General features: G+C 44.7%; 22 protein-coding genes and 3 pseudogenes. All 25 read right to left on the reverse strand.

Annotated elements, in window-relative coordinates:
* Positions 1–10: 10 nt before the first annotated feature.
* The 25 genes and pseudogenes from QMD66_01230 to QMD66_01350 all read right to left on the reverse strand — a co-directional run bounded on the left by QMD66_01230 (position 11) and on the right by QMD66_01350 (position 22,574).
* A complete protein-coding gene (locus tag QMD66_01230) occupies positions 11–139 on the reverse strand; it encodes a hypothetical protein (protein MDI6821493.1) in 129 nt (42 codons plus the stop codon).
* A gap of 250 nt (positions 140–389) precedes the next feature.
* Complete coding sequence (locus QMD66_01235) at positions 390–530, reverse strand: hypothetical protein (GenBank protein MDI6821494.1); 141 nt, start codon at positions 528–530, stop codon at positions 390–392.
* A 367-nt stretch (positions 531–897) separates the two neighbouring features.
* Positions 898–2,163, reverse strand: a complete 1,266-nt coding sequence (locus QMD66_01240; GenBank protein MDI6821495.1) for an HD domain-containing protein — start codon at positions 2,161–2,163, stop codon at positions 898–900.
* Positions 2,147–3,454 carry an HD-GYP domain-containing protein gene (locus tag QMD66_01245; protein MDI6821496.1) on the reverse strand — a complete coding sequence of 436 codons (1,308 nt, stop codon included), beginning with the start codon at positions 3,452–3,454 and terminating at the stop codon, positions 2,147–2,149. The genes QMD66_01240 and QMD66_01245 overlap by 17 nt, the downstream gene beginning before the upstream one ends.
* Before the next feature lie 120 nt (positions 3,455–3,574).
* Positions 3,575–3,802 carry a hypothetical protein gene (locus QMD66_01250; GenBank protein ID MDI6821497.1) on the reverse strand — a complete coding sequence of 76 codons (228 nt, stop codon included), beginning with the start codon at positions 3,800–3,802 and terminating at the stop codon, positions 3,575–3,577.
* A 166-nt stretch (positions 3,803–3,968) separates the two neighbouring features.
* Complete coding sequence (locus QMD66_01255; protein ID MDI6821498.1) at positions 3,969–4,169, reverse strand: cold shock domain-containing protein; 201 nt, start codon at positions 4,167–4,169, stop codon at positions 3,969–3,971.
* A 112-nt stretch (positions 4,170–4,281) separates the two neighbouring features.
* Positions 4,282–4,983, reverse strand: a complete 702-nt coding sequence (locus QMD66_01260) for a ComF family protein (GenBank protein ID MDI6821499.1) — start codon at positions 4,981–4,983, stop codon at positions 4,282–4,284.
* 130 nt (positions 4,984–5,113) lie between these two features.
* On the reverse strand, positions 5,114–6,151 hold the full coding sequence (gene mtnA / locus QMD66_01265) for an S-methyl-5-thioribose-1-phosphate isomerase (GenBank protein MDI6821500.1): 1,038 nt from the start codon (positions 6,149–6,151) through the stop codon (positions 5,114–5,116).
* An 85-nt stretch (positions 6,152–6,236) separates the two neighbouring features.
* Positions 6,237–6,803 (reverse strand): class II aldolase/adducin family protein, encoded by a 567-nt coding sequence (locus QMD66_01270; protein MDI6821501.1) that lies wholly within the window; start codon positions 6,801–6,803, stop codon positions 6,237–6,239.
* A gap of 36 nt (positions 6,804–6,839) precedes the next feature.
* Positions 6,840–8,096, reverse strand: coding sequence for an adenosylhomocysteinase (ahcY, locus tag QMD66_01275; protein MDI6821502.1), 1,257 nt, complete (start codon positions 8,094–8,096; stop codon positions 6,840–6,842).
* Positions 8,097–8,134: 38 nt separating this feature from the next.
* Complete coding sequence (locus QMD66_01280) at positions 8,135–8,968, reverse strand: purine-nucleoside phosphorylase (protein ID MDI6821503.1); 834 nt, start codon at positions 8,966–8,968, stop codon at positions 8,135–8,137.
* Between the two features lie 242 nt (positions 8,969–9,210).
* Positions 9,211–10,338 (reverse strand): bifunctional phosphoglucose/phosphomannose isomerase, encoded by a 1,128-nt coding sequence (locus QMD66_01285; protein ID MDI6821504.1) that lies wholly within the window; start codon positions 10,336–10,338, stop codon positions 9,211–9,213.
* A gap of 201 nt (positions 10,339–10,539) precedes the next feature.
* Entirely contained in the window at positions 10,540–12,087 is a 1,548-nt protein-coding gene (locus QMD66_01290) for a phosphoglucomutase/phosphomannomutase family protein (GenBank protein ID MDI6821505.1), read from the reverse strand.
* 202 nt (positions 12,088–12,289) lie between these two features.
* Positions 12,290–12,718 (reverse strand): annotated as a pseudogene (locus QMD66_01295) (GDP-mannose 4,6-dehydratase).
* Between the two features lie 489 nt (positions 12,719–13,207).
* A pseudogene (locus QMD66_01300) lies at positions 13,208–13,360 on the reverse strand (LAGLIDADG family homing endonuclease).
* A gap of 372 nt (positions 13,361–13,732) precedes the next feature.
* A pseudogene (locus tag QMD66_01305) lies at positions 13,733–14,263 on the reverse strand (GDP-mannose 4,6-dehydratase).
* 161 nt (positions 14,264–14,424) lie between these two features.
* A complete protein-coding gene (locus tag QMD66_01310) occupies positions 14,425–15,537 on the reverse strand; it encodes an NDP-sugar synthase (protein MDI6821506.1) in 1,113 nt (370 codons plus the stop codon).
* A 60-nt stretch (positions 15,538–15,597) separates the two neighbouring features.
* The gene (locus QMD66_01315; GenBank protein ID MDI6821507.1) at positions 15,598–16,467 is read right to left on the reverse strand and encodes a glycosyltransferase family 2 protein; all 870 of its coding nucleotides are present in this window, start codon (positions 16,465–16,467) and stop codon (positions 15,598–15,600) included.
* Between the two features lie 10 nt (positions 16,468–16,477).
* The gene (locus tag QMD66_01320) at positions 16,478–17,467 is read right to left on the reverse strand and encodes a glycosyltransferase family 2 protein (GenBank protein MDI6821508.1); all 990 of its coding nucleotides are present in this window, start codon (positions 17,465–17,467) and stop codon (positions 16,478–16,480) included.
* A 321-nt stretch (positions 17,468–17,788) separates the two neighbouring features.
* Positions 17,789–18,646, reverse strand: coding sequence for a UTP--glucose-1-phosphate uridylyltransferase GalU (gene galU, locus QMD66_01325; GenBank protein MDI6821509.1), 858 nt, complete (start codon positions 18,644–18,646; stop codon positions 17,789–17,791).
* Between the two features lie 53 nt (positions 18,647–18,699).
* Complete coding sequence (locus QMD66_01330; protein MDI6821510.1) at positions 18,700–19,140, reverse strand: type II toxin-antitoxin system VapC family toxin; 441 nt, start codon at positions 19,138–19,140, stop codon at positions 18,700–18,702.
* On the reverse strand, positions 19,134–19,388 hold the full coding sequence (locus tag QMD66_01335; GenBank protein MDI6821511.1) for a ribbon-helix-helix protein, CopG family: 255 nt from the start codon (positions 19,386–19,388) through the stop codon (positions 19,134–19,136). The genes QMD66_01330 and QMD66_01335 overlap by 7 nt, the downstream gene beginning before the upstream one ends.
* 103 nt (positions 19,389–19,491) lie before the next feature.
* Entirely contained in the window at positions 19,492–20,862 is a 1,371-nt protein-coding gene (locus QMD66_01340; GenBank protein ID MDI6821512.1) for a UDP-glucose/GDP-mannose dehydrogenase family protein, read from the reverse strand.
* Positions 20,863–20,927: 65 nt separating this feature from the next.
* Positions 20,928–21,578, reverse strand: a complete 651-nt coding sequence (locus QMD66_01345; GenBank protein ID MDI6821513.1) for a hypothetical protein — start codon at positions 21,576–21,578, stop codon at positions 20,928–20,930.
* A 15-nt stretch (positions 21,579–21,593) separates the two neighbouring features.
* Entirely contained in the window at positions 21,594–22,574 is a 981-nt protein-coding gene (locus tag QMD66_01350; GenBank protein ID MDI6821514.1) for a glycosyltransferase family 2 protein, read from the reverse strand.
* Between the last annotated feature and the right edge of the window lie 170 nt (positions 22,575–22,744).

Raw genomic sequence — 22,744 nt, forward strand, 5'->3', positions numbered from 1 at the left:
TTTCCCATACTCAAACCAAAATCTTAACTCTCACAAAATCAATAACCTGTTCCGCAACTTTAATTGCTTCTTTGGCATCGTCTTCAGTGAATTCCTCAATTGCATACTCCCCAAAGGGACCGCTCCCTTTAACATCCATTTAGCTGCTTTCAAATCATATTCTGATTGACATAACCAAACAGTAACATCTGGTCTATTTTCGCTCATAGATTACTTTTCCTTGACTCATTATCTCCTCAAGAAAAGGATTATTGTACTTGTGCATTTTCTTTAATTCTTGAGGAGTATAAACAAGTGGCTCAAATGGAACAATTATAATCGCACAATTTTAGTACCTCGCCAATACGATCGATTAACCGCTTTTTCCTAGTTTTTGATTATGAGCATATCTATATCACTATTTTCACTAAATTCTCCACGAGCCGCGGACCGAATAGAATGATCTTCTCTGGTTTATACTTTTTGATTACTTGCTCGGCAATCCGATTTATTTCTCTCCCAAGCCTCTTTTCTAAACTGCTTTTCGCCACCAAAAATTCTCCTTTCACGCCCAAGGGTTCTCAAATAAAAACAGTAGTATCTTATCATATTTTAAAAATTCTACCAACTTCCCTCGTCGCTCGTCGCTCGACACTCGACTCTCTTTTAATCAGCCTATTGACCATCGACTTCCTTCTCTTTCCTATATATATCTTTGCCCGAGTAGAAAAACGCCCAAACATAGAAGTATATATAGCCTAGACATAATTCACGCTTAATAATTCGATAAGAGTATCCTGGAAGGCGCATCTTAAGAGAACCGTTAAGCGAGCAAGGCTCGAACAGCGGCGGCAACGGCCGACCCGAACTTATGGAGGGCGTTCGCCCTTAAGAGAGCAGCGAGTAGGCTCGCAGCAGCTAGCGCCTGAGGAGTTTTCCTCGTCTTTGCAGGATATTTGTTAACGCCCTTACCACTTTGGGGTCGAATCGGAAGCCTTGTTGTTTTCTTATCCTCGTCACGGCTTGATTTGGGGTGAGGCGTTTTTCCGGCTTTTCTGCGTAGGTAAGCTCGTCGTAATAACTAGCAACGTTGATAATTCGAGCCGCTATCGGGTGATCCGCTTCCGATCTCCTTTCTCCATCAAAAGCCCGATGATGCTTTCGGACAATGTTTGAAGCATCCCTCAAGAATTCGACCTGCTCAAGGATTTCCGCGCCCACGACAGCGTGTGGAGGCTCGCCATCCTGCGAGGTCGTCTCCAATACCGAATCTAACGAATCCTCATCTACCCCTATCTTCCCAAGGTCATGGAGTAAAGCAGCATATCCAACCAACTCGAGCTTTCTACCATGGATACCCATTTCCCGCGCGATATTAATTGCATAACTAGCTACCCTTTGTGCATGACCACAATTTTGAGGATACTGCGTCTCGGCTGCGCTAGCGAGAGCCCTTATTGTATTGTAATAAGCTCTACGTATATCCAGATATAATTTGAAGGAGTGTCTTGCCACCAACAGGGGGATGAAGAATAAAGGAGCAATCCAATAATGAATCTCCCAGAACAGCAAAGCCATGAGTATTCCAACGGAGAATAGAGCGGCGTAAATTGGTCCAAGGAGCCTTGTTCCACCAATGAAAGCTGAAAGGAAGAGAGTTCTCCTCTTCAGAGAATGCAGTAATTGATCTAAACCGACATCGATGAGGAAATAGCTGAGACAGAGAGCAATCAGCGGTAGAAAATCTCTGAATAAACCGAGTTCACCCGGGGCTGCTTGGTATGGACGCCCTCGAGTTAGATAGAAAAGGAGATAGAAAATGGTGCCGGAGATGCAAATTGTTATTGAGGTCACAGCGATTGGAAAGAGGACCCCTCCCATCTCTACCATCTTCCGCCTTATTAGAGCAGTGATGATAATCCCAACAACGGTTGCAACGAGGATGTTTGAAAGTGGCAATAGAAGCAAAGCAGCTAGGATGATAGCAGGGCTTACCGAAATGGATCCTCCTTGGGGCAATGTGATATCAAAGAATTCGGCCGTGCAAACTAAGGCAGCAAAGAAGATGAATTGAAGGATATCGGAATATTCAAAAGAGATATCCCTCACGAAATAGGAAAATAACCCGCAACCAACCAGAATGATGAAGATTCTTACGATTAATCCTCTAGATATATCCGACAAGGCTCATCTGCCCTTTCCTTTTTTCACCCTCTCGAGGGTTAGCATTCAAGCCCAAACCCATCATTAATGCATTCACCAAAATTTTATCCCATTGAGACCCACTGTATGTGGTGAGTTCCTCTATGACCGTTTCTTGATCCAGAGCTGGACGATAAGGACGAGCTGATGTCATAGCGTCATAGCTGTCAGCCACGGCTAAAATTCGAGCCATGAGGGGGATCATCTCCCCCTTAGTACCATCGACATAACCGGAACCATCCACCCGCTCATGATGATGAAAAATGGCGGGCACAACCTCCTTTAAGAATTCTATCTCTCTAATTATGGCCACGCCTATCTCCGGATGTTCCTCGACTTTCCTATATTCGGCGTGGGTAAGCTTCCCAGGCTTACTAAGAATTCTTCGAGTAATTCCTATTTTTCCCACATCATGGAGGAGAGCTGCGTACTTAAGCGTTTCGATTTTTTCCTCAGGCAAATGTAACTGCCTCGCGATCTTCTCCGCATATTCCGCGACCCGTTCCGAATGGCCCCTGGTATATGGATCCTTGGCTTCAACCGCAGCGACCAGGGATTTCACCGTGCCCATGTAAGCTCCACGCAATTCCATATAAACTTGGAAGGTCTGCCTGGCGATGAGGAGGGGTGCTATGAGTAAGACGATTCCCGCTGGTCCAGCTTTGACATAGATTTGGGCCAAAATGACTCCTAACGGTGCGAGTGCAAAATAATTGGGAATGGCCCATTTGCAGTCAAAAAGCCAAATATTAACGGGGGAAATATCTTCCAAAAATCCGATCCCCATCGATACTAAAGAACTATTAATGAGAAAATAAGCAGCTGCACAAAGAATAAACGGTATAAGAATCCAAGGGAAATCAGAATAGCTAAGACCCTTGACCATTAAAATTGGTCCATGTGCATAAAGATAAACCAAACCCGCTATCCCCGTATCCAATATGGCCAGACTCCCATTGGCTAACCATCTATAAAAAGAGGATCTTTCCTTTATATCCCTCCAAACCACGGCGGTGGATAAGGCTGCCAGTGCAGCGGAAGCTGGTCCTAAAAGAAGAATGGCGGCATATAGGAGGGCAAAGCTAACGGAGACCGCTCCCACCTTGGGAAGATCTATTCCAAAGGACTCAGCGAGCCAAATTAATAAACCAAAGAGGAGAATATGCTGCCAAGATAGCATAGGAGTGGCAGACACCAAGTAAAAGAGGAGAGCCGAGGCACACACGGTTAAAAATATCGAATATGCCTTAAAACTAATGGGTACTTTTTTCAACCTTCAACCTCGTTTCAAGCTATCCCTTAATCCTCAACCTTGAACCCTATCAAATTCTAAATCTTGCACAAGTCAGAACTAAAGTTGCAATGATTGTTGGTTCTAAAAACCGCTTAACCTTCATGGAAGAGAGCTCCCTCCATAAAGTGTTCCTTTGCCATTGACCCCCTGGCTAATTTCTTGGAAAAGTAAACACACTGCCGAAAAGATTTGGTATTTAGGGGTTTTAGGGGAAGAGCAAGTGTATCTCTTCGATGGAACCACCTCTCCAGCTACGATGCGAGCTGCTTTTATTCCTTCGATCTGGCAGATTACATTCTCCAAGTTTTCTACATCGATTTTCTTCAAATCAGCCTTCATACACTAGTCGGTGTTTAAGAGGATATAACCCTTTATTCTCTTTGCTCACGATTTTTCCTGCTTGTCACAAGGAAAATTTTTGAATAGAAAAACCCCATGTTATAAAACATGGGGTTCATGGGTTTGCTGTTAAATTCTTGAAAATCTAACAGACTTAGGGAGCTCTGCGGACATTCGCAGCTTGAGGGCCTCGGTCGCCTTGAACAATGTCGAATTCGACCTTTTCTCCCTCCCGTAGGGTTTTGAAACCCTCCTCCTGGATTGCAGAGAAATGAACGAATACATCTTCACCATCTTCGCGCTCGATGAATCCGTACCCCTTCTCTGCGCTGAACCATTTGACTCTTCCTTGCACTTCACAACCTCCCAACAAAAATTAAGCCACTTTCGTGGCAAGTCCTACTTGCAAGCTAACACTATCATAAATCATGAGGGGTGTCAATTTATCATTTTCGGCTCAATAATACTCAGTGATAGATAGTAGATCGAGCTATGGTGAGGACATTTACTCCATGCGCCCCTTGGGCGAGGAGGATTTTACTGCATTCATTCACCGTGGCTCCCGTGGTTAAGACATCGTCTATTAAAAGAATCGTCTTATTTCGTAAATCTGCCTTACTTGAAGGAGAAAACACTCCTCTTACATTTTTTCTTCTCTCCTCGATAGAGAGCTTATTTTGTTCCACAGTCTCTTTGGCTTTGATGAGAACTCCTTCGCAGGGCTTATCGACTCGTAGCGATATCTCCTCAGCCAATAAGCGCGATTGATTAAAACCCCTCTTGCGCTCCCTTCCTTTACTTAAGGGCACATAGGTGATCAAATCCACATCGAATAATCCCTGCTCAGCTCGGCTTATCATCAGTTGGGCGAAGACCGGCGCCAGTCTTCTGCCGTTATGGTATTTGAACCCGTGGATCGCCTCCCGCAAATTCCCATCATAAAGACCAGCAGCCCGAGCCAAAGAGAATCGAAAATGCTTGCCACGGCACTCTCTGCATTCGTTGGTTTGAAGATTGCAGGGTTTTCCGCACTTAAGGCAGATGGGAAACTTAATCAAGGGCAAAGAAGAAAAACACTCGTCACAGAGTGGATCCCCACAAAGACAACCACAAACGAGGCACCGAGGAGGATATATCAAATTTAGCAAGCCCTTAAACAGCTTTCCCACCTTTCCCTCCCCCACAAACTCTTAAGACCAAAACTCCAATAATTTTCACACTTCGAATCGCTATTTCCTTAGTAACCTTTTCCAAGTCTTTGATGGTTAGTGAGCTAGTGTCATTGCAAGGTATAGACATTTATTCTCTAACGAGTTTCTCTAAATTGATCTCGAAAGGTAGTCTGACGATCCCTTTTTCAGTGATGATGGCTTCGATGAGCTCGTGAGGGGTGATATCAAAGGCGGGATTGGCTATGGATATCCCACTTGGGGCTATTTGCTGACCAAAGATATGAGTTACTTCTCTGGGATTTCGCTCCTCGATTGGGATTTGCTTCCCAGAAGGGATATTAAAATCAATGGTGGGCGTGGGAGCAGCTATATAGAAGGGGACATTATTCTCCTTCGCTAGAACTGCTAAGGTATATGTTCCAATTTTGTTGGCTACATCTCCATTGGCAGCAATTCTATCGGCACCCACAATTACCTTGCTAATCTCTCCTATGCTCATGAGGAAACCCGCCATATTATCGGTGATTAAAGTGGCGGGTATTTTTTCCTTCATTAACTCCCAACATGTCAGTCGAGAACCTTGGAGAAGGGGGCGGGTCTCATCCACGTACACATGAATTTTCTTGCCCTGATTCCAAGCGGCTCGAATGACCCCCAGGGCGGTGCCATATCCTCCCGTGGCTAAAGTCCCTGTATTACAATGGGTGAGTATATTGTCCCCATCTTCTATGAGTGCTGCGCCAAGGGCTCCCAACTGGCGATTTGCCTCCTCATCTTCCCTGGCAATCTCCATTGCTTCCTCATATAGGACTTTTTTCAGATCCTCGACGCAAAGATTCTTGCTTTTATGCACCAACCTCTTCATTCTTTGGATGGCCCAAAAGAGATTGGCGGCTGTCGGTCTAGTCTGGGACATTTCTTCACAAACTCTCTCTATTTCATCGATGAACTGATCGCTGGTTTTCGCCGTGGAATTTTTGGCTCCAAGAGCGATGCCAAAGGCAGCAGCCACCCCAAGGGCAGGAGCTCCTCTAACCTTCATGGATTTGATGGCTTCGGCGACTTGATGGGGATTTGTGAATTCCAAATAATCTTCCTTAAGAGGAAGTTTCGTTTGATCCAGTATCCTTACCTTTTCATCAACCCACTCAATAGCCTTTATCAATTTCGTCCCCCATGAAGCTCATAGCTCTGTAGCTCAGAAGCTCGAAACTGATTTTTTTCTGTGAACGGTGAACCGTGAACTGATTTTATTTTTCGAGCATTTCGATGAGATAATTTATCCTCGCCACTTCTTCGACCAACTCGGCGATGTTCACCGCTTCATTCAAATCTTCACCCACAGTCACGACGCCATGCATCTCCAACAGGGCAGCCTTACCCAACCTCAGGTGGTCTCTCACAGCTTCAGCGAGCTCCCTTGTGCCATAGACGAAAGGAGGAACAACCGGTACCCTCCCCAAAATGTACTCACCTTCAGGATTCACGGGTCGCAAACTCTTCTTCAAATAGGCCAGGGCTGAGGCATAAGGAGAATGAGTGTGCACAATAGCATTGACATCCGGACGCGCTTTATATATCTCTATGTGCACCCACTTCTCAGTGGAGGGTTCCTCCTCCCCTTCCAGCTTTTCTCCCTCGGAATCTAAAACCACTAAATCTCTCTCGGATAGTTTGCCCAGGCAAGCACCGGTAGAGCTGATTAAAATCCTTCCCTCATCCACGCGGCAGCTTATATTCCCTACCCGCCCAATCACCAAGCCCTTTTCATAGACCTCTTTTGCAGCTTGTATTATCTCTTCTTTATAGCCTTCCATTTTTTCCTCCCATTATAAAGCTCGGGAGCTCAGAGGCTATGTGCCCATCTCCCAGGACTTAAGATATTTTTCTTGCTCGGAGGTGAGCTTATCTATTTCAATCCCCATAGAGGATAATTTAAGCCCTGCAATTTCCTCGTCTATCTCCTGTGGAACGGAATAAACCTTCTTCTCCAAACTCCGACCATGCCTCAAAAGGAACTCGACGGAGAGAGCCTGGTTCGCAAAGCTCATATCCATGACGCTTGCCGGATGTCCCTCAGCAGCAGCCAGATTCACCAACCTTCCTTCGGCAAGAAGATAAAGCCTCCGTCCATCCTGCAAAGTATATTCATCGACAAAATCTCGAATTTTTCTTTTTTCTTTGGATAAAGCCTCTAAAGCAGGAATATCAATTTCCACGTTGAAATGCCCCGCGTTTGCCAGGATAGCTCCGTCCTTCATGACCTCAAAGTGCTCCTTGGTGAGTACGCGAATATCCCCAGTTGAGGTGATAAAAATGTCTCCGATTTTAGCCGCCTCCAAGGAAGTCATAACCCGATATCCATCCATCACCGCTTCCAGAGCCCTAATTGGTTTCACCTCCAAAATCACCACTTTTGCACCCATAGCTTGAGCTCGTTTAGCGATTCCTCGACCGCACCACCCATAACCCGAAATCACCACTGTCCTCCCAGCCAAAAGAACATTCGTGGCTCTCAAAATCCCATCTATGGTACTTTGCCCTGTACCATATCTATTATCGAATAGATATTTCGTCTGAGCATCGTTGACGGCGATTATGGGAAATAGGAGCACCCCTTCCCTGGCCATACTCCTCAATCTTATAACCCCTGTGGTGGTCTCCTCCGTTCCCCCGATGACCTCCCGAGCCTGATTCCTCCTTTGAGAATGAAGGGTTGAGATGAGATCAGCTCCATCATCCATGGTGATTACGGGTCTATGGTCTATAGCGGAGTTAATATGGTCGTAATATGTCTTGCTATCTTCACCCCTGATGGCAAAGACGGGGATTTTAAAATCTTCAACCAAAGAAGCAGCCACGTCATCCTGCGTGCTTAAAGGATTCGAGGCGCAAAGGGCAACATCCGCACCTCCCTCTTTAAGGGTTCTCACCAAGTTAGCCGTCTCCGAAGTTACATGGAGGCATGCGGAAATTCTCGCACCTTGAAGGGGGTTTTTCTCACGGAAGCGTTCTCTTATTACCTTAAGTACCGGCATTTGGTTGTCCGCCCACTCTATGCGAAGCTTGCCCTTGGGCGCGAGAGCGATGTCCTTAATATCGTATTTCACTTGAAATCCCCCCTTATCTACGTTCTAGGTTCAAGCCTTCAACCTTCAACGACTTTTCGGACAATGCCTTTAATGAGTTTTCTGAGATTTACCTCAGTTTTCTGAGCTTGAACCAGAACCTCTTCGTGAGTCACTTTCTTTTTATCCGATACCACATCGGTGATGCAAGAAATTCCCAAAACCCTAAGTCCAGCATGGTTGGCCACTATTGCTTCAGGCACCGTCGACATCCCCACGGCATTTGCTCCTATCCTAGCCAGAAATTCAATTTCTGCGGGAGTTTCATAACTCGGTCCTGGAACTCCCACATAGACACCCTTGTGTAACCTGATTCCCTCCTCCCGAGCAACCTTTTGAGCGATTTCAATGAGCTTCCGATCATAGGCCTGGGACATATCAAGGAAACGAGGTCCGAGTTCTGGGTCATTTAATCCGATAAGGGGATTGGTTCCCATAAGGTTGATGTGATCGGTGATGATCATAAAATCCCTGACATCGAAATCGGGGTTAAGTCCTCCAGCCGCATTGCTGAGGATGAGTATCTCGACCCCCAATTCTTTAAACACCCTGATGGGAAGGGTTATTCCTTTCATGGTGTATCCTTCATAATAATGAGGACGCCCCTGCATGACGATGACTTCTTTCCCCTCAAATTTACCGGAGACTAAATTTCCCGAATGACCTGGGGTCATTGGTATAGGGAAATGAGGGATATCTCGATAAGGAATAACCTTTTTATCCTTAATTTCATCAACCAATCCACCCAGTCCTGAACCCAAAACTATGCCAATCAATGGTTTTACTTCTATTCTCTCCCGGACAAAGTGTGTTGACTCTCTAACCTGGTTTTTGAATTGCTCTACGGGATCCAAATTTCACACTCCCCTAAATTTGCTCTCCCAGTTTTCGCTTAAAATATCGCACACTTATTTTAACAACTTATTTGAACTATTAACGAGTTAGGTTGACACTTCAGACATTCATTTTCGGAGCACTTCACCCCGACCATGGTGTTAACCCATCTTGTTAATAATACTACTTATTTACCATAATAACCTATTTACCAGGCTATTCTCGAATTCTCAAGAATTTGAGAATAGTTGGGTGGTTATTTTCATGAAGATTCAGCTAGTTTCTTCTTAAGCAAAGTTATCCTGTGAACCGGTGTGGGATCCACCCCATTTAAAACTGCGAGATAGGCACTGACAAAATCTCCAAAATATATGATGGAGAAGGTTCTAGTCAGTTTTGATTTGCCCTCCGCCCACACTTCAACAACATCGCCGAAATGATCTTCTATGAGCGATCTCGTGATCTCAATCCTCCTCTTAATCCTCTCCGGCTCACCCTCATCCCTGAGCAGGATCAGGTAGAAATTTTCCGTAATATTCTCCAAGAGTTCCCATCCCACCGTCTCATTGTGATTGAGTTCGGGGAAAACGTGCCAAAAGGCTGGTATCTTGGCATTCTCATTGAACTGGCACTTCCAACGAAGGGCAGCGACCGCAGTAGGACCATCGGAACCATAAACCACGGGAATCCTGCCAAAGAGCTTAATGGCTAAGCCCTTGGCTCCATTCTGCTCACAAGGTCGACTTAAGGATAACTTTTTTGCCTTATCTTTAAGGAGCTTGATGGTCTCCTCAATATCCCCCATCTTGTTCGCTATGATATCCGACTTCTGCAGGGCTATTAAGATTGGCAATGTGAGATAACCAAGAGCCGACCGGGGCTGAATGCCACCGGGAATTTTGATTAAAGGCATACCGTGCTTTTGAGCCGCACTTTCCAGCATGCCGCCGGATGCTATGGATATTATGGGACAGCCCAACCGAACAGCCTGATCGAAACAGCTCAAAGTCTCTTCAGTATCACCGGAATAGCTCACCGCAAAGCATAATGTCCCTCGATCAACAAAACTGGGAATGGAGTAACCCTTGCTCACCCAAATCGGGACTTTGACCTCATCGCTTAAGATAGTTTTGGTGATGTCCCCACTTATGCCAGAGCCACCCATCCCCATAATCAGAATGGAATTTAGAGATGGCACCCTGCCGTGCCCATGGGGCCAGGCAGGCAGGAAATCGAGGGGTGTTTCCCCCGCCAACCTGACCGCTTCCTCACATTGGTCTGGGAAATGCTCTAAACCTAAGAGCATTCCCTCTGCATCTACTGCCTTTACCTTTTCAACATCGTCTAGATCGATGGTTATCCCATTCACCGAATGTTTCCACTTCTCCATTAAAATTGCTTCCCTGTTTGGGTCTTTGGGTCGACACGGAGGTTGACCCCTACGTTTGATCGTCTTGCGGTTTTTTGTAGGGACGAACCTCTGTGTTCGCCCTTCAGTAGCGCGGTGGTTCATCCGCCGCTATTGCTTTGTCGGGGACCCGCCTGGAGCGAAGCCTCCCTTTGGGACCGGACGGGCAGGTAAACCCCGACGCTACGATCTACAGCGAGCCTCGTCCAGAATCTCTTGTCCCACTTTAAGGAGAGTAGAAACTCTTTGGGGACTGCTGGCTTCGGCGTAAATGCGAACGACCGCCTCCGTTCCAGATGGTCTGATCAGGAGCCAACTCTCATCGGCAAGGAGAAACTTGCACCCATCCATATTGTCGATGGTAACCACCTTAACTCCAGCCAATTCGCTGGGATTGAAAGTCTTTAAATAGTTAAGGAGATTTTCCCTTACAGTTGATGCCGTTTCCACACCATGTCTGCCGACAGGCCCGCCTGGAGCGAAGCCTCCCTTTGTGACCGGACGGGCAGGCAGGTCCACCCGGTCATAATAAAAATAACCTATTCTCTTCATTAAATCATCCACCAATTCCTTGAGGGTCTTCCGGTGAGTGATCATGATTTCCACGAGAAGCAACCCAATTAAGATTCCATCCCTCTCCGGGATGTAATTCTTTATCCCAATGCCTCCGCTTTCCTCGCCCCCGATTAAAACATCGCGGGTCAAAATATGCTCGCATATGTATTTGAATCCAATGGGAGTTACATGTAGGGGCAGATTATACTTCCGCGATAAGATATCAATCATTTGAGTGGTGGAAACGGTCTTGACCACTTCGCCGCGCCATTTGCGCTGGTTAACCAGGTGCTCTAAAAGAAGTGCAAATATCTGGTGAGAGTCGATGAATGCTCCTGAAGGATCAATGGCTCCCGTTCGATCCGCATCTCCATCCATCGCCAGACCTACATCGAAACCTCTCCTTTTGACCTCGCGACGAAGATCCTCGAGGTTCTCCGAGATGGGCTCGGGATTTATCCCCCCAAAGGTAGGATTTATCCCCTTATGGATTTCTACCACCTCGCAACCAAGCCTGGAAAGAGCTTCACTTAAGTATCCCTGCCCCGCTCCGTACATGGGATCGACAACCACCTTGAGTTGGAAGTTAGGAGTTGGGAGTTGGGGGAATAGGTTTTTGTCTAGGAGGGTGAGGATGTTGGAGAGGTATGCTTCCTTGGGATCGAAAAAGCGCAGGCGATCTTCCTGGGTTGCTTCCTCGCCCCAGGCCCCTTTTCGGGGCAGAGAAATCTTGAGCGGTTTCTTACCCCGAGCTGAATTCCTTCGATAGCACTGCTCTATTTTCCCGGTGATCTCCGGAGTTGCGGAACCGCCGAAAGAAGCTTTAAACTTCAAACCATTGTACTGAGGAGGGTTATGGCTCGCCGTAATGAGAATGGCTCCATCCGCCCGTTTGTCCACAACGGCAAATGAGACCACGGGAGCGGGAGCAAAACTCTCAGTGAGTAAAACATCGAAGTCATTTGCCGCGGCAACGAGAGCCGCTTCCAAGGCAAACCTGTCCGAAAGAAACCTGGTATCATAACTGACAATTAATCTTGGCCGAGGGCTGATAGCTGAAGGCTGAAAGCTGATTTTAATGTAGTCGCATATGGCTTGAGAGACCCATCTCACGTTCTCGAAGGTGAAATCGTCCGCTATTATTCCTCTCCAGCCATCAGTGCCAAATCTAATCATCTTCGTTCACCATGGAATCGTTGACCGTTCACCGAAATATCCTTTAATGAATTCTTAAGAGCACTAATCATCATAGCAAGTCTATTGCACTCTTCATAGAAATGTTTGTAATCTTCGGTGGTAATAAAAGTGAATTCCATTTCTCCTCAAGCTTTTATGATCTTCACTGTGAACTGTGAACGGTGAACCGTGAATGAAGGTGTTAAACTCTTTTGCGCCAATAGTTTAGCAAGTCTTCCAGGGTCTTTTCGAAGGGGATTTCCGGTTCCCAGCCCGTGGCTTTCTTGAACTTAGTGGCATCTCCCGCCAAGATGGGAACATCCGAGGGACGCATGCGAGCGGGGTCTTGCCTTATCTCCACATCCACATCGCTCAATTTGAGCAGCATGTTGAGCATATCTGCAATCTTAACCGCCTTCCCCGATGCGATATTATACACCTCTCCAGGCTCACATTTTTCCAGCGCCAGCCAATAAGCTCTTACCACATCTCGGACATCCGAGAAATCGCGTTTCGCTTCCAGATTTCCCACTTCAATTACGGGCTCTTTTAAGCCCTTTTCAATCTCCGCAATCTGTTTAGCGAAGTTCGACGCCACAAAAACTTCTCCACGCCTTGGTCCCGTGTTATGAGCTAAAAGATTACCCACGCCCGCTTGAAACATTCCATCTTCTGTAGAAAAATCCCACACCTCCTCAGAATAATCTATTGGATTAAGAGATTTTATAATTCCATCTGGCTTTTGAAGATGTTTGCCCCAATTTTTATGAGCTTTTATATCTGAATTTAAATTTATAGAAATATATCCTTTCCTTTTATCTTCGAAATTAATATTAATTTCCTGTCCAGTAGTCTCTTTTATTAAATAACACAATCCCGCGGCCAATATCCTTGACTTAGTCTTGAAATTTTTGAATTTATATTCACCATGTCCTTTCTTTAATCCATCTCCTTCATTATAGCCTTCAAGGAAAGCAAGTTTTGCTTCCTTTTGAGCGTTTAAGATACATTGGGGAACTTTTTTATTTCCATCAGAAGCATATACCTGTGGATATAACCACTTAGCAAATTTTCCAGGATTTCTTACAGATAATCTTAAACTACTCTTATTTTCTTGATAAAAACTATCTTTTCCAAAATGTTTAAGGAGAATTCTTTTTGTTTTATCTAAAAGAGTTTTATTAGTGTTATCAACTCTAACTTTCCCTACAGTTATGCATCCTTCTGCAACAAAAAATCCAAAAAACCAAGCTACCTCTTCATTCACATGCATTATATTACTCGATGGATAATTAACAATAGCAACTTTATCCCCTATTTGAAGGTTTACAACTTCTTCCGGTTTCAAATCCTTACCAATAATAGAATGATTATCTGTAACTTCTAATAGTCCCTTTTTAGTTAAAATTCTAATTAATTTATTATCGCGAATGGGATGGCAACTAATTTCTTTAAGTTTAACCCAATGATTATTTGACCACACTGATAAATTGTATCTCCGTAAATTCCAAACTTTGACATCCCCTATAAACTTGCCTGATTTATATCCTCCGATTTTATATTTATTTCTCATCTCATTAATGTATTTGATATCTATCAAACCTGAGGAATCGTCTCTAATCATTACTGGTGTCCACTTAGATACTGAGTGATTGAAAGCACGGGTTCGCACGATGTGCATGCCATAGCTTCGATGATATTGGTATCCCAATAAATCCTGAGCTACCTTGCTCACCCCATAGGGACTCAGAGGCCTTAAGGGATTGGTCTCCCTTATGGGAATCTCATTTTCATAGACGAGACCATACTCCTCGCTGCTTCCAGCGAGCTGAACTCGAGGGTTAAGCTTCAGCTCGCGGATGGCTTCGAAGAGATTAACCTGACCAATGATATTTGTCACTAGGGTCTCAGCGGGTGCATGCCAGGAACTTGGTATGTACGATTGTGCTGCTAAATGAAAAATGTAATCGGGTTTGCTTTGCTCTAAAGCTTTAATTACCGAGGAGGCATCTCGAAGATCACAATCAATTAGCTTAATCTTGCTCCTGATGTGATCGATATTTTCCGTTCGACTCCTCCACCTGATGGTCCCGAAAACTTCAGCGCCCTTTCCCAGGCAGTATTCGGCGAGATGACTTCCCACAAACCCCGTTATACCTGTGATGAGTACCTTCACCTTTCAACCTCCCAAATTTAAAATTTCATAAAAAATTACAGTTTTGGGTTGTTCAATCCGAATAACAGGTCTAAAGACCTGTTTCTACTATTTTAAATGAATGTAAAAATTGGATTTAAGGATTTATTATGCCTGGTAAATAAAGGTGTCGAGGTCTGACCCTAGAATTTGATTTTTGCTCTTTCAATCTTTGTATCGGGCCAGATTCTCACCCCTCGTTTAAGATGGTTCTCATCCTCGATGATCATATTGTCTCCTAAAACGGCGGTCTCCGCCACGTGAACCTTCTTGCCCAGGCAAAGCCCTCTACCCAAAAGGCTATTCCTGACAACACTGGCTTCATCGATGTGGCAACCATCAAAGATTACGCATCTCTCAAGCATGGCCCCTGTTTGAATCACGCAATTATTCCCTATCGTGGTATTACTAAAAATTGTAGCATTGGAGTGGATACGGCAGTTCTTTCCAATCACCGTGGGACCAAATATGGTGGCTTCCGGACCTATTTCCGTCCCCTCGCCAATCCAGACCCTAGGCTTAATCTCTCTCCCAGAGAATTCGAAGTCAAGCTTGCCATCCAAGATATCATGATGGGCTTGGAGATACTTTTCAGGAGTCCCGATATCCAGCCAGTAGGCGCCGGATGGAAATCCAAAAACCCTCTCGCCCTTCTCCAGCAGAGTAGGGAAGAAATCGCGCTCGAAGGAATAATTCTCACCCTTCGGTGCATACCTCAAAATTTCCGGTTCAAGCACGTAGGTTCCGGCATTGATCAGGTCCGTGGTTACTTCATCCCAGCTTGGCTTCTCCACGAAATTCAGAACTTGACCCGAAGTATCCAGGAGAACCAAGCCATACGCTGTGGGGTCTTCCACAGGAGTCAAGGCGATGGTCGCCATCGCTTTCTTCGCGTGATGGTATTCCATGAGTTGAGCGAGATTAAGATTTGTAACGATATCACCATTGAAAACGATGAAGGTTCCTTCCAAAAATCTCTCCACATTCTTGACGGCGCCACAAGTGCCTAGGGGTTTTTCCTCAGTCACATAGGTAAGCTTCACCTTCAGATGGCAACCATCAGCGAAATAAGATTCAAAACATTCAGGACGATAACTCGTGCTCAAGATGATATCGGTGATGTCGAATTGCTTAAGCAATCTTATAACGTGCTCTAAGAGTGGGATATTGACCAAAGGAAGCATGGGTTTAGGAATGGTGCAGGTGAGTGGTCTTAGGCGTGTTCCCTGCCCTCCAACCAGAATTACAGCTTTCATTTATAATCCCCTCCAATTTGTGATTCGCTTTTTGTCGGGGATAAACCCCGACACTACTTACTACTTGCGCCGTCTTAAAAAATTGATGCAAACAAGAAGGCATCCTCTTAAGCACAAACCCAAGGCAACCAAGAGTTTCAGATATCTCTTCCAGCTATTCCCATACCGCTTTGAATAGAACCGATACATGCTCTTTTGAAACTCGATTATCATTGGCATACTCTGCCTCTTGCTACTCTCGGCAATATAATGAACCACCCTGGCATCAGGTGTGAAATAAACCCTCCAACCTTTCTTCCACATTCGGTAGCACAGATCCAAATCTTCAACGTACATGAAGTAACCTTCATCAAAAAATCCCACATCCTCCAGGGCTTTTCTGCGAAGACATATAGCTGCCCCCGAAACCCAATCCACGACTCGCTCGGATTTATGATCCCAATCAGCCATCTTGTATTTTCTGGAGATGGGATTGGATGGAAAAATAACGCCAAAAAAGGCATGCACCATAGCTTCTCCAAAGGAGGGAAAATTCCTGCAAGAGTACTGGATCGAACCATTGGGGTTTAAGAGCAGAGGTCCCACCACCCCCACATCCTCATGGTTTTCCATGAATTCCACCAGCCTGTCCGACGCCTTAGGGAAAACTCGGGTATCGCTATTAAGCAGGAATATATATTTTCCTCGACTCGCCTCAATGGCTTGATTGCATGCTTTGGCGTACCCAATATTGATGGGGTTCTGGATCAACCGGACTTCGGGGAATTCCTTTTTAACCATCTCCACGCTGCCATCGGTGGAATTATTGTCCACGACGATTACTTCGAAAGGACACCCTTTCTCGAAAATCGAGGTCAGACAATCCTTAAGTAAATCTTTGGTATTCCAACTGATTACGGCAATGCTCAAATCCAAAGTTTCCACTTTCACGACAAATAATTCACCACAAATGTCTTCTTATCCAAGCCTTATAATCGAATTTCTGAAACCACTTCTCTATCTCCACCTGGCTCACCTTTCTATTCTTTTGGATAACTCTCCTTTTCGCAAAAGTTCTGGGCAACTCCCTTAAAATATCAATCCAACCCAATAACGCCGCTGGACATCTGAAAAGGAGTGCTCCCGTCTTTAAGGTATCCGTGATCAGAAAATGATGGAGATTCCTCAAAATGCTGGCGAAGGAATCGTTCTTGAGGATCATCAGATATCTATTTTTGTAATTGTGGATTTCCACCAATTTGGTTCTCCTTACGGCAATTCCCCCACGATAATGATAAGCCACAGCAGAGGGTGTATAAATACATTTCCATCCATGCATCTGTGCCCGCCAATTGAGATCCACATCCTCTAAAAAGGCAAAGAAGGCTTCATCGAAGTACTCCCCACCTGCCTTAACATCCTCCAGCATTCCCCTCTTGTACAGGGAAGCCGCGGCACAGGAGCCGAAAATGTATTCCACTTGGTCGTATTGACCCTCATCAATTTCTCCATCTCCTCTATCGATGACCAATCGATTCTCGAACATGGTGTGACCCACCGAGTCTATAACCTTTGTTCGACCTTCATCGTTGAACCTCAATAACTTGCCCGAAACTGAACCAATTTTTTCATCCAAAGAAGCGGCTTTGACCATCTCACTTATATAGGTGGGGGTCATCACGACATCTATATTCAAAGGTATCACATAAAGACCCTTGGAGGTAGCAATCCCTTGGTTGATAGCCATTGAAAACCCCTTATTTTCCTCGTTCTCTATGAGGATTACGGAGGGATAGTTTCTCTTTATGATTTCCTGAGACCCATCGGTTGAGCTATTATCGATGACGATTACCTCTAGTGCCGGATAAGTCTGACCTAGCACCGAATCCAGGCAATCCTTTACAAACCTTTTCCCGTTCCAATTCACAATAATAACCGAGACTAGATCCATTTTTCATCCCAGTTCATCGTTCACAGTTCACCGTATAATTCGTTCACCGTTCACCGTGGACCGTTCACCGCGAATCGGCCTTGAACCCAAATGTGGTTCATGGTTTCATTTTATCGAGATTAATCTCTATTTTTATACTACCTCACAATAGAAAAGACAACATTCTAAACCCTGCCTACCACTTATCACCTATGCGGTGAAAAGTAGGGGTGGGGTTTATCCCCACCCAAAATAATCATTCATTAATGTAGGGGCGGAACTCCATGCCCGCCCAAAGCTATAGCGGGGGACAAGCCCCCGCCTACAAATTCGATGTATATACTAATAACTGTGCAACATCCTCAAATAATCCATTAAGTCCTCTCTCAAATCCTCTTTCGCGAGGGCTATCTCGATGTTTGCTTTAAGCCAATCTATCTTGCTGCCAATATCGTATCTCTTCCCCTCAACTTTGTAGGCATAAATATTCTGTTCAGCGAGGAGCAACCTTAAGGCATCGGTGAGCTGAATTTCATTGTTCCTACCGGGTGGCGTCCTCTCCAGGCAGTCAAAAATCTCAGGTGTCAGGATATACCGCCCAAAAATGGCTAAATTTGAGGGGGCTTCCTCCAAGGGAGGTTTCTCAATTAAGTTTTCGACCTTGTAAATCCTCTCGCCAATGGGATATCCATCGATGATACCATATCTTTCGACCTTATCGCGGGGTACTTCCTCCACAGCTATAATCGGTGAGCCGCACTCTCTGAATATATCAAGCAATGTTCTGGTGCAGGGAATATCCATTAAAGTGATGGTATCCCCCAATAAAACGGCAAAGGGTTCATCGCCGACATGTTTCCTAGCACAAAGAACGGCGTGTCCCAAACCCCGAAGCTCCTTCTGCCTGATGTAATGGATATCGGCGAGGTCGGCGATACCCTGCACGTGCGTCAAAAAATCGTGCTTTTCTTCCTCCCTCAAAAAATACTCAAGCTCAAAGGACTTGTCGAAATGATCCTCAATCGCCCTTTTGCCCCGCCCGGTGATCACCAAAATATCCTCAGCCCCCGAAGCCACAGCCTCCTCGATAACGTACTGGATGGTTGGCTTGTCGACCACGGGGAGCATCTCCTTTGGTTGAGACTTGGTTGCCGGGAGCAACCTGGTTCCGTAACCAGCAGCCGGAATAACCGCCTTCATTGAATCCCCCCAAACCAGTTTCGGACAAAGCGCTTTCTATACATCGTATGCCTTCAAAGCTTCGCTGGATCGAGGCGCCTAACTTCCTTAATGAGATCGAAGTGTGCATCGGTACTGATTATGCACTCGATACCATTGCTGAGCATCACAGCGGCGTGAATTAAATCCCGAGGAGCAATCCTAGCCTTCATATATTTTTCAACCAGCTCTATTAGCTTACTTACTTCAGAAAGACCTACTGGGAGAACTTCCAATCCGAGTGCATAAATATCTTTACACACTTGAAGGGCAGTGGTCCACTCGCCAACAAGAGCATAGCGGTATATTATCTCTTGAAAAACTTCACTATCAGTTACGGGAAGACCAAATTCTTTCTCAAAACTGCCATCCGCTATTTTCAGAATAAGTTTTGCACAAGGCTCTTTATAAGGATGGTCTTTCCCCCGAGCATACATCACAATGTTGGTATCAATGAAGTAGGCTGTTTCTACCATCCTCCATGCCCTCGGGCTATAAGCTCCTCGATCTCTTCCCAAGTGGGTAACTTTTCCTGAGCTGATATAATTCTCTGTGCCGCTTGCATCCGTACCTTCTTGGAAACCTCATCTTCCGCAAGAACTGTTTTCTCCACAGCCTCTCGTATCAAAGCAGCAACCGAGACCCCTCGGAGTTTTGCTTTCTCTTCTAGCTTCCGATATTGCTCCGGCTCAAACAAGATCATCGCCTTTTTGGTTAATGACACCACTGTCACCTCTTTTATATCAACATCAATATATATAACACTTGAGACTTTGTCAACACATTAGGCATCAGTCAACAGCCAGCTGAATTTGCCGGGAGCCTCGCTAAATTAAAGACTCGCCTTCTAAACCTTGTGCTTCCATAAATAAGCTAGTTTCGGGTCTTTGAATTTTCTCCAGAGAAATGCCTTTAACTCCGATTCCCGTATAAACGAAACCGAATTCCGTTAAAAGCTGAGAATCTAAACAATTTCTGGTATCGAATATAATTGGTTTCTTGAGCAACGATTTGATTCTTTCAAAATCAAGCCATCTGAATTCATCCCACTCGGTCAACAAAACGAGCATATCACTGTCCTTAGCTACCTCATAGGCATTAGTGGCGAACTCGACGCCCTTTAAAACCCGCCCGGCATTTTCCATAGCCGCAGGGTCGTAAGCTTTCACAAGGGCACATTCCGTTTGGAGATGATTTATGATATCTATCGCCGGTGCGTCCCTAACATCATCGGTATTTGGTTTGAAGGATAAACCTAATATACCAATGCACTTATCTTTAAGATCACCTAAAAGTTGTCGGATCTTCACCACCACTAACCTCTTTTGATCTTCATTAACCTTTAAAACCTCCTTAAGCAGGTTGAATTCGTATCCACAATCTTCAGCAATTTTAATGAACGTTTTACAGTCCTTGGGCAAACACGAACCTCCCCAGCCCGGTCCAGCCTTGAGGAATTCAAAACTGATCCTCTTATCATATCCCATCCCTGTAGCTACATCCTTTACATTTGCCCCCACAGTATCGCATAGATTCGCTATGAAGTTTATGAAAGAAACCTTGGTCGCCAAAAAGGCATTGCAAGCATACTTTATTATCTCTGCACTGATCTGGTCGGTAATGAGAATGGGAGCTTTAAGGGGGCGATAAAGCTCGGTCATAATTTCGGCAGCTTTTTGACTATCCGTGCCTATGATAATTCTGTCTGGATTGAGGAAATCTTTTACCGCCGAGCCTTCGCGCAAAAATTCAGGATTGGAAACCACATCAAACTTGTGAGGATAAACCATATTTTCAAGGATTATCCTTTTAACCAGCTCAGCTGAGCCCACAGGTACTGTGCTCTTATTGGCAATTATAGTATATTTATTAATCCCTTTAGCTATGCCCTTTGCGGCAGACTCAACATGGGATAAATCCACACTTTTTTCATTGAATGGAGTTCCAACCGCGATGAAAACAATATCGGATTCACTCACACCTTCTCCAACATCCATTGAAAAACTCAATGTATTTCTCTTATAATTCTTTTCCACGATTTTGCTCAGCCCTGGCTCATGAACAGGAATTACACCATTGCACAAACTTATTATTTTGGAGCCATCGATATCCACACAAACAGCGTCGTGACCAATATCAGCCAAGCAAGCCCCCATAGTCAATCCAACATATCCGGTCCCTATAATACAAACTCTCAATGTTCTCCCCTCCAAAAGCTGAAATTATAAAAGCTCCTCCAATGCATTCCATTGTTTTTTCTACATTATTGGGGCGACTTCCTCTTTAAATCCCTTTCCCTCACAACAACCCACACCAAACATGCTAACACTATAAGACAAAGGAGAACATAAAAAAGAGAAAAGGGCTTATCCCTGAGTATCCTTCCCATTGCGGCATTTACTAACTGTCCTAGATCCATATCGATGTAAGTTTGAAAAGCAAGATCTTTTCCGGAAAGAGCATCACCATTCAAGTAAGCTGCACCCTTGGGATAAGCATCTTTAGAGCTCAAAAAGATACCAACGGGATTTTTCAAGGTCGAGTTGGGTGATTCAAGCAAAAAGTAATATTCTTTATTTTTAGAATCTGGAATGGGCGCAAAAGTAAACGTATTAAAAACCTCATTCTGAATTTTAGAACCACCGATTCTGACCTCAGCTAAATTCCTATCGGCTGCCAAAGAATCTTTTAATTTGAATATAACTTCTGAAGGCTTTTTGGAATCTTTGATGGATAATTTAACATCGATACGATTTAGATTCCTCTCCTGGCAAATGAAGGATTGCCCAATAGTTTTTGAGCCATAAATGTGCTCGATGATATCGGAAGAAGTGCTCGGGCTCTCCAAGGGGACTTGAACGCATCCACCCAAGAGGAATGCTATAAAAAATAAGGCAAAAAATACCCTCTTCAACTTGTTATCCCTCAGTTACTCCTTCCTCGCTTGCTTTCCTGCGGATCTGTCTGAACTCTCTTCCAGTTCTTTCTTCTTCAACCGATACAAGAGCTCCTCAGTGAGCTTGCGATTGGCATCGATTAGATCGGCTATGACACCGAGGCTAACCGTTTGAAAACCGAGGATCATCAATACAGCAGCCAGAATTAAGGATTGGATGTGACCACCGGACTGACCACTGAAATAAAAATATAGAAACCTTACTCCAATCCCAACGCCACCCAGAAACAACAATGTACCCATTATAAAGAAAACTTTCAAGGGTTTATACATGGTATAAGTTCTCACTATGGTTATCCCCGCTCTCCTAATGTACGAGGGTATGTTCGAAATCAATTTTGAGTGACCTTCCCTCGCCCTGAAGGTACAAGGAACCTCTGAAACGACCAACCGCTTGTTGATTGCCTGGATGATCGTCTCCTGAGTATATGTATAATCCGATAAAACATTGATTCTCAATGCAGCTTCCCTTGAAAATGCCCTGAAGCCAGTTTGCGAATCGTAAATGGGGTAACCAACCAACCTTCTTACGAAGAAGCTCCCGATAACATTCCCCCACTTCTTTCCAAAGACCATATGGTCCAATTTCCAAACCTGTCTATTTCCTAAAACTATGTCCGCTTTATGTTCCAAAATTGGTTTAATGAGCTTGGGGATTTCCTGCTGATTGTATTGCAAATCGGCATCAGTATTGACGACGATGTCCGCTCCAAGTTTTAAAGCAGTTTCCAATCCTATTTTAAAAGTGAATGCCAGACCCCGATTAGTTTTTTGAGAAAGGATATAGTCCGCTCCCGCCTTCCTCGCAACCTCGGCAGTATTATCCGTGGAACCATCATCGACCACCAATACATCTACCTTATCGATGCCGGGGATATCTCGGGGGATTTCTTGAATCACCGAAGCAATGGATTTCTCCTCATTATACGCGGGGATCATCACAACCAGTTTCATTTTCCTGCACCTTTGTAACTTCGCATTTTTAAACACCTCGTAGAAACAAACCTTCAGGCAGACACACTTTTGATCTGTAGAAACAGATCTTCAGGTCTGTTATTAGTAACAGGTCTAAAGACCTGTTTTTACATGATTCTACACTCTACCGAAGTGCAACCTTTATAATA

Source organism: Actinomycetota bacterium (genome assembly GCA_030018275.1).
Taxonomy (GTDB): domain Bacteria; phylum Actinomycetota; class Aquicultoria; order Subteraquimicrobiales; family Subteraquimicrobiaceae; genus Subteraquimicrobium.